The 6,478-nt window shown below is 67.3% G+C and carries 6 protein-coding genes and 1 pseudogene; 2 read left to right on the top strand and 5 right to left on the bottom strand.

Going from position 1 to position 6,478, the window contains the following annotated elements; genetic code table 11:
* Window positions 1-394, top strand: a pseudogene (locus A3764_RS22525) (dihydrolipoyl dehydrogenase); the annotation flags it as partial.
* Between the two features lie 43 nt (window positions 395-437).
* Here A3764_RS22525 and A3764_RS22520 read toward each other — a convergent pair.
* The 4 genes from A3764_RS22520 to A3764_RS22505 are packed head-to-tail and all read right to left on the bottom strand — an operon-like array spanning window position 438 to window position 3,349.
* Window positions 438-1,043 carry a pyridoxamine 5'-phosphate oxidase family protein gene (locus tag A3764_RS22520; protein ID WP_067921021.1) on the bottom strand — a complete coding sequence of 202 codons (606 nt, stop codon included), beginning with the start codon at window positions 1,041-1,043 and terminating at the stop codon, window positions 438-440.
* On the bottom strand, window positions 1,036-1,773 hold the full coding sequence (locus A3764_RS22515; RefSeq protein WP_067921019.1) for a lysophospholipid acyltransferase family protein: 738 nt from the start codon (window positions 1,771-1,773) through the stop codon (window positions 1,036-1,038). The genes A3764_RS22520 and A3764_RS22515 overlap by 8 nt, the downstream gene beginning before the upstream one ends.
* Window positions 1,770-2,645, bottom strand: a complete 876-nt coding sequence (locus A3764_RS22510; protein ID WP_067921017.1) for a cell division protein FtsX — start codon at window positions 2,643-2,645, stop codon at window positions 1,770-1,772. The genes A3764_RS22515 and A3764_RS22510 overlap by 4 nt, the downstream gene beginning before the upstream one ends.
* Before the next feature lie 26 nt (window positions 2,646-2,671).
* Window positions 2,672-3,349 carry a cell division ATP-binding protein FtsE gene (locus A3764_RS22505; protein WP_067921015.1) on the bottom strand — a complete coding sequence of 226 codons (678 nt, stop codon included), beginning with the start codon at window positions 3,347-3,349 and terminating at the stop codon, window positions 2,672-2,674.
* Window positions 3,350-3,512: 163 nt separating this feature from the next.
* On the opposite strand from A3764_RS22505, the gene A3764_RS22500 reads away from it, so the two are divergent.
* The gene (locus tag A3764_RS22500) at window positions 3,513-4,436 is read left to right on the top strand and encodes a zinc-ribbon domain-containing protein (protein ID WP_067952130.1); all 924 of its coding nucleotides are present in this window, start codon (window positions 3,513-3,515) and stop codon (window positions 4,434-4,436) included.
* Between the two features lie 54 nt (window positions 4,437-4,490).
* Here A3764_RS22500 and A3764_RS22495 read toward each other — a convergent pair.
* Window positions 4,491-6,478: DUF4175 domain-containing protein (locus tag A3764_RS22495; protein ID WP_067952127.1), on the bottom strand; the 1,988-nt coding region annotated here is incomplete at its 5' end.

The following is a 6,478-nucleotide window of genomic DNA, read 5'->3' as shown; positions in this document are numbered from 1 at the left end:
GGGCAACCATGGCCATGTGAACTACGGCGTCATCCCCAGCGTGATCTACACCCACCCCGAGGTCGCCAGCGTGGGCGAAACCGAAGCCACGCTTAAGGACGCGGGCCGGGCCTACAAGGCGGGCAAGTTTTCCTTCATGGGCAATGCGCGTGCCAAGGCGGTCTTTGCGGGGGAGGGTTTCGTGAAAATCCTCGCCGACAAGGAAACGGACCGCATTCTGGGCTGCCACATCATCGGGCCTGCGGCCGGGGATCTCATCCATGAGGTTTGCGTCGCGATGGAATTCGGCGCCTCTGCCGAAGACCTCGCGATGACCTGCCACGCCCATCCGACCTATTCGGAAGCGGTGCGCGAGGCAGCACTCGCCTGTGGCGACGGGCCCATTCACATGTAACAGCGGCCCGCGCCTTCACAGCGCAGGGGGCGCGGCGGGTTTTCTACCAGAGCGTTTTAGCGGCGCGCGGGCCCCAGTTCGCGTCATACGCCGCACCGCCTTCGGCGCCGTCGGTCATTTCCGCAAGGATCTGCCCCACGGTCGGTAAACCATCGCTATCGTCCACGCCCGCCCAGGTCCGCGCCCGCAGCAGGGCGCGGGCGCATTGTACGTAGATCTCCCCGATCTCGACCACGATCACCGTCGCGGGCCGACGCTCCTCCTTGCGGAACCTGTCGCGCAGGTCGGTGTCATCCGTGACGAACGCCCTGCCGTTCACCCGCACCACGTTGTTGGAGCCGGGTACCAGAAACAGCAGCGAAAGGCGCGGATCCGCCACGATGTTGCGCAGGGTATCGAGCCGGTTGTTGCCATGCCAATCGGGCAGGGCCAGCGTCTGCGGGTCCAGCTCCAACGCCACCGCGACCTCGTCCCCCCGGGGGCTGCCATCGGTGCCATCCGGCCCGACGGTGCTGACGATGCATAGGCGCGACGCGGCGATCCACTGGCGATAGAGGGGGGTCAGCCGATGGGCGACCTTGCGCAGGGCCGCGCTGGGCGGTGTTCCGTACAGCGCCTCGAGGTCGGCGATCCGGGTGATCCTACGCATCCGCCGGGGTCCAGCCCGCGTTCATCAAAAGACGCCGCGATGCTGCCTCTACCTCGTCTTCGAGCCGCCCCATGAATTCGGATTTGCTCAGGCCCGGTTCGATCGGCTCCAGAAACTCCACCACGGCCAGCCCGGGACGGCGATAAAGCCCCCGCCGGGGCCAGAAATAGCCCGCATTGGTGGCGGCGGGCACGCAGGTCTGGCCCAGTTGCTCATAAAGCGCGGCGGTGCCTTTCTTGTAGGGCACGCTAACGCCGGGGGCCACGCGGGTGCCTTGCGAATAAATGACCAGCTGCCCCGGCTCCCGCCGGCCCGCCTGCACGTCGGCCAGCATCTTGACGATGGCTTTGCCGCGTTTGCCGCGATCCACGGCGATCATCTGCATGCGCTTGGTGTACTGGCCGATGACCGGCGTCCACAGCACCTCCCGCTTCATGATGAACTTGGCGCGGGGCAGCGCGTTGAAGATCATGATGATATCGAGGAACGACTGGTGCTTGGCCGCGATCAGAACTTCGCCCTGCGGGACGGGGCCGCGCACCTCGCAGCGCAACCCGATGATCCAGCGGGCGCTCCACATGGCGTAGCGGGCATAGCTTTTGCAGGCGGTATAGGCACCCACCTTGGAAAACATCGCCCATGGCGCGAAGGCGAGCCCGAGGATCGGCATGGCGATCGTCACCTGCACGATATAGATGATCGAACGGACCCATTGCAGCGCGTGTTTCATTCAAGCTCCTTCAAGGTTCGGCGTGCCGCGGCCCCGGTGGCGCCAAAGGCCACGGCAGCGGCCAGCAGGGGGATCAACAGCAGCAGCAGCCAGCGCCACCCTTCGATCCCCAACCCAGTGAGGAAGCCCGCCTCACTCGCCGCGGAAGGCAACAGCCAGACGGCAGCCCCGCCAACCAGCATGCCAAGCGTCGCACCGGCCAGCGCGCGCAGCGTGAAGCGGCGGATGAAGGCCCGCGCGATATAGCCGTCGGTGGCACCGACCAGCCGCAAGACGGCGATGACCTGCGCATTGGCCGAGAGTGCCGCATTGGCGGCCAGCGTCACGATGGCGGCCATCGTCGCCGCGATAAGCAGGGTGGAGAGCCAGCCCAGGAGGCGCAGACGGCTTGCCGCCGCCACCAGCGGTTCGCGCCAGCGGCTGTGATCGTCGAGCACCGCCCCCGGCACCTCGGCGGCGAGGCGCAGGCGCAACCCGGCGGCATCGAACCCTTCGGGCTCGGAAATCAGTTCGATCAGGCGCGGCACCGGCAGGCTGTCGAGCGCGAGTTCGGGCCCGAACCACGGCGCCAGCAGCGCCTGCTGTTCGGCATCCGTCAGCGCGCGGGCGGAGGCTACGCCGCGCCATGTTTCAAGCACCCGAAGGGCCGCGTCGGTCTGGGCCGCGCGCTGGTCCAGCGGCGCCACGATGCGGATGGTGGCCGACCGGGCAAGCTCATCCCCCCAGCGGGCAGCAAGCCGCCCCGAGGCGAGCGACAGGGCGAGTGCGAAAACGGCAAGGAAGGCCATCGCCGCCGCCGCGAACACGGTGAGCCGCGCGGTGAAGCCCGAGGGCGGCACCACGCGGTCGGCCTGGCTGTCGCCGGCGATCATTGCCCTGACGTTGGAAAGGCCGAGGTTCACAGGTCTGCCCCCGCCAGCTGCAGCCTGCGGTTTGCGATGCGCAGCACGCGGGCCTGGACATGCGCCTTCGTCGCACGGATGAGCGACAGGTCATGGGTCGCGATCAGCACCGTCTTGCCCATGCGGTTCAGTTCGATCAGCAGCCGCAACAGCCGCTGCGACATCTCCCAGTCGATGTTGCCGGTGGGCTCATCCGCCAGCACCACATCCGGCGACATGATGACCGCACGCGCCAGCGCCGCCCGCTGCCGTTCCCCGCCCGACAATTCCGGCGGCAACGCCTGCATGCGGGAGGTCAGCCCGACCCATGACATCAACTCGTCAAGGTCGGCTCCCGCGGCTTCGGCATGCCGGCCTGAGACCGTGAGCGGCAGCGAGACATTGTCCGACAGCGGCATATGATCGAGGAATTTGACATCCTGATGCACCACGCCAATGCGACGCCGCATCATCGCGATATCGTCCCGTTCGAGGCCGCGTACGTCCCGGTCGAACAGGCGGACGTGACCGGCGGTGGGCAACAGCGCCCCGTAGCAAAGCTTCAGCAGTGTCGTCTTGCCGGTGCCGGAAGGGCCGGTGAGGAAATGAAAGGAACCGGCGGCGAGTTTCAGCGATATGTCGGACAGCAGTTCGCCGCCCCCATAGCTGTAGGCCACATTTTCCAGCTCGATCACGCGACTTCCCCGCCAAATTCAACCTGTTGTGCCTCAGCATCGTTCGACATTCAATGCGCCAGATCGCGGCCACCAGCCCAGATTGCACTTTTCCTGAAGTATTCCTGCCCATATGCTGGCGCGCAGCGATCTAACTTTGGTGAACCATGCGTCAGGCAACAAAATGCGGCTGATCTGTCCGAACTGCGACGCGCAATACGAGGTTCCGGACGAGGTGATCCCGGCATCCGGACGGGATGTGCAATGCTCCAACTGCGGGCAGACGTGGTTCCAGCACCATCCCGATCACGCGCCCGACGAAGCCGAAACCGAGGCCCGGCAGGAGCCGGACCCCGACGAGGAGGTCGTGCAGCCGTCCGAAGCCGCGCCGATGCCCCAGCCCCAGCCTCAGCGGCGCGAACTGGATCCCGCCGTGGCGGACATCCTGCGGCAGGAGGCCGAAGCCGAACAGGCGGCCCGTGGCCGCTCCCGCCATTCCGATCCGTTGGAGAGCCAGCCCGACCTCGGCCTCGACGACGGGCAGCCCGCGCTGGGTGGCCACCTGCGCCGCATGGTCTCCTCCCCCCGGGGCGAGGAAGACGAAGACGATACGGACGGCACAGCCGATCACGGGCCGGTGCATGCGCCCTTCGATTCCGACCGGGCGGACGCGGAGGCCCGCACGCGCGCCGCGCGCGAGCGTATGGCGCGGATGCGGGGCGAGCCGGCCGCGGACGACGCCGCGCATGCCGCCGCCATATCCTCCCGCAGGGACCTGCTGCCCGACATCGACGAAATCAATTCAACGCTGCGGTCATCGGGTACGCGCAGACCCCAGGACAAACACGCCCCGGCGGCGGCAGAACCTGCGACCGTTCGTCAAAAGCGGCGCGGCTTCCGCCTGGGCTTTGCCGCCATGCTCGCGCTGGGGGCCCTGCTCTTCGTGCTCTACGGATATGCGCCCGATATCGCGGAGGCGGTTCCGCAGGCAGACCCTTACCTGTCGGCCTATGTGGCGCAGGTAGATGCAGCACGGCTCTGGCTCGACGGTCAGGCGCAAGGATTGCTGCGCTGGCTCGATACGATCGCGCAACAGTCGGAAGCCTGATCTCTTTGCACCACGGGCTGGCGCCACCGCCCCCGCGGTGACGCCGGAACAGCTCTAGAACCTGTCCAGCAGCCGGTTGAGATAGTCGCGCTCGACCTCGGGGCGATCCGTCTCGCCTGAGCGGCGGCGGATTTCGTCCAGCAGGCGGCGGGCCCGGTCGTAGCCGTCCTCATCCAGCGCCAGCGGCCCGTCGCTGCTGGAATTGCCATTCCCACCCTGTTCCCGGCCCAGCGGATCACGCGCATCCGCGCGGCGGTCGGATTCCACGGTGCCCTGACCGGGCTGGCGTTCCTGTTCCTGCTGGGCCATCGCCTCCCCGAGGGAGCGTATGCCTTCGCGCAGCGCCTCCATGGCTTGGGCCTGATCGTCGATGGCTCCGGGCAAATCGCCCTGCCGCAGCGATTGTTCGGCATCGTCCATGGCCCGGCCCGCCCGGTCCAGCGCGTCGCGGGCGGCTTCGCCTTCGGCGGTGCCCTGACCGGGTAATTCGCTTTGCTGACGGTCCAGTTCTTCGCGCAGCGCCTGCTGCCGGTCTGCCAGATCGCCCTCGCTGGGTTCGGCGCCGGGCTGGCCGTTCTCACCCGGCTGATTCCGGCCATCGGCCTGACCCTGCCCTTGCCCCTGACCGTTCTGGCCCTCGTGGCTCTGGCCCCGGCCCTGCCCGCCGTTGCGGCCTTCGTTGCCTTGGCTTTCGCCCGCATTCGCACCGGGATTGAACTGTTCCTGCAGATCGCGGAACGCCTGATCGCTGAGGCCCTGTTGTTCGCGCAGCGTCTCCGACAACCCCTCCATCGCCTGTTCGCCGGGGTTCTGCCCGTTCTGGCCCGGCTGGCCTTCGGTGACGCGCATGTTCTCCATCAACTGCTGAAGCTCCTTGAGCGCCTGTTCGGCTTCGGCCATGCGGCCCTGTTCCATCAGCTCCTGTATGCGGTCCATCATGCGCTGCAGGTCATCCTGCGTCATCTGCATGGTCTCGCCCTGCTGGCCCTGCTGCTGCGGGTCGCCGCCCTGGCGTTCCTGCGCCTGTTGGCGCTGAAGCTGGCGCATGTATTCCTCTGTCGCGCGGCGTAGCTCGTCCATCAGTTCGGCGATTTCCTCGTCGGTGGCGCCGTTCTTCATCGCTTCGCTCAGCCGGTCCTGCGCGCGGCGCATCCGCTCCAGCGCATCGGCGAGCACGCCTTCCTCCAGTTCGATGGCAAGCGACCAGAGGTCTTCGGCAAGGTCTTCCTGTACGTCCTCGGCAATGCCGTAGCGGGCATGAACCTCAAGCCGGTCGATCAGCTTGCGCATCCGCAGCGCCGTGGTCTGGTTGCGGAAAATCTCCTCCGGGCGCCATGAGACGGCGCGCAGCACCTGCGACATGCGCGCCGCGTTGGTGCGGGACCACAGAAGATCGCGCCGCATCTCGATCACGGCGGCCGCCAGCGGGTCGAAGAAGCGCCGCCCGGGCAGCACCATCTCGGCCGGGGGGGCCATGCCCGATTGCTCGGCCGCATCGAGCACCGACAGCGATACCGTCACCGGCAGGTTGGCCCAGGGGTGTTTGGAGAAATCCGCGATCAGGTTTTCCTCGAACTGGTCGCGACTGCCGGTGATCGGGGTGGGCAGCGGAACAACGATTTCGGGGCGGGGTTCAGGGTCCACCGTCAGCCCGTAGCGGCGATCGACCGAGACGAGGTCGAGCGTGATCCGCGCCTCGCCCGCTTCGACACCGTAGTCATCCCGGGCGGCGAAGGGCAGACGCATTTCGCCCAAAGCTTCGACCTGCGGGGGGCCGACCACTTCGACATGGGGCGCCGCGTCCGGCAGCATGACCACGTTCCAGCTGCGCCCGCCGGGGCCGGAGACCGCGATTTCGCCGTTCTGAAGGACGGTGAAATCATGCGCGGTCCGTGGTGCGGCGTCTTCGGCGGGGACCTCCGCCCTGCCGGAAACGCTCTGGTTGACGTCCAGAGCACCGACTTCGCCATAAAGCCGCAGGGTGATCAACGTGCCCTCGGGCAGATAGAGATCGCCTTCGTCAAGGTCGTTGAGGTAGAGCG

The sequence above is a fragment of the Sulfitobacter sp. HI0129 genome, assembly GCF_001635395.1.
Taxonomy (GTDB): Bacteria; Pseudomonadota; Alphaproteobacteria; order Rhodobacterales; family Rhodobacteraceae; genus Sulfitobacter.
The sequence above is the reverse complement of the archived record's forward strand: the minus strand, read 5'-3'. Positions and strand labels throughout refer to the sequence as shown.

Bases quoted from the DNA above. Each gene is read 5' to 3' on its own strand.
- A3764_RS22510 (WP_067921017.1), bottom strand. From the start codon at position 2,645: ATGATCGCCGGCGACAGCCAGGCCGACCGCGTGGTGCCGCCCTCGGGC.
- A3764_RS22515 (WP_067921019.1), bottom strand. From the start codon at position 1,773: ATGAAACACGCGCTGCAATGGGTCCGTTCGATCATCTATATCGTGCAG.
- A3764_RS22520 (WP_067921021.1), bottom strand. From the start codon at position 1,043: ATGCGTAGGATCACCCGGATCGCCGACCTCGAGGCGCTGTACGGAACA.
- A3764_RS22500 (WP_067952130.1), top strand. From the start codon at position 3,513: ATGCGGCTGATCTGTCCGAACTGCGACGCGCAATACGAGGTTCCGGAC.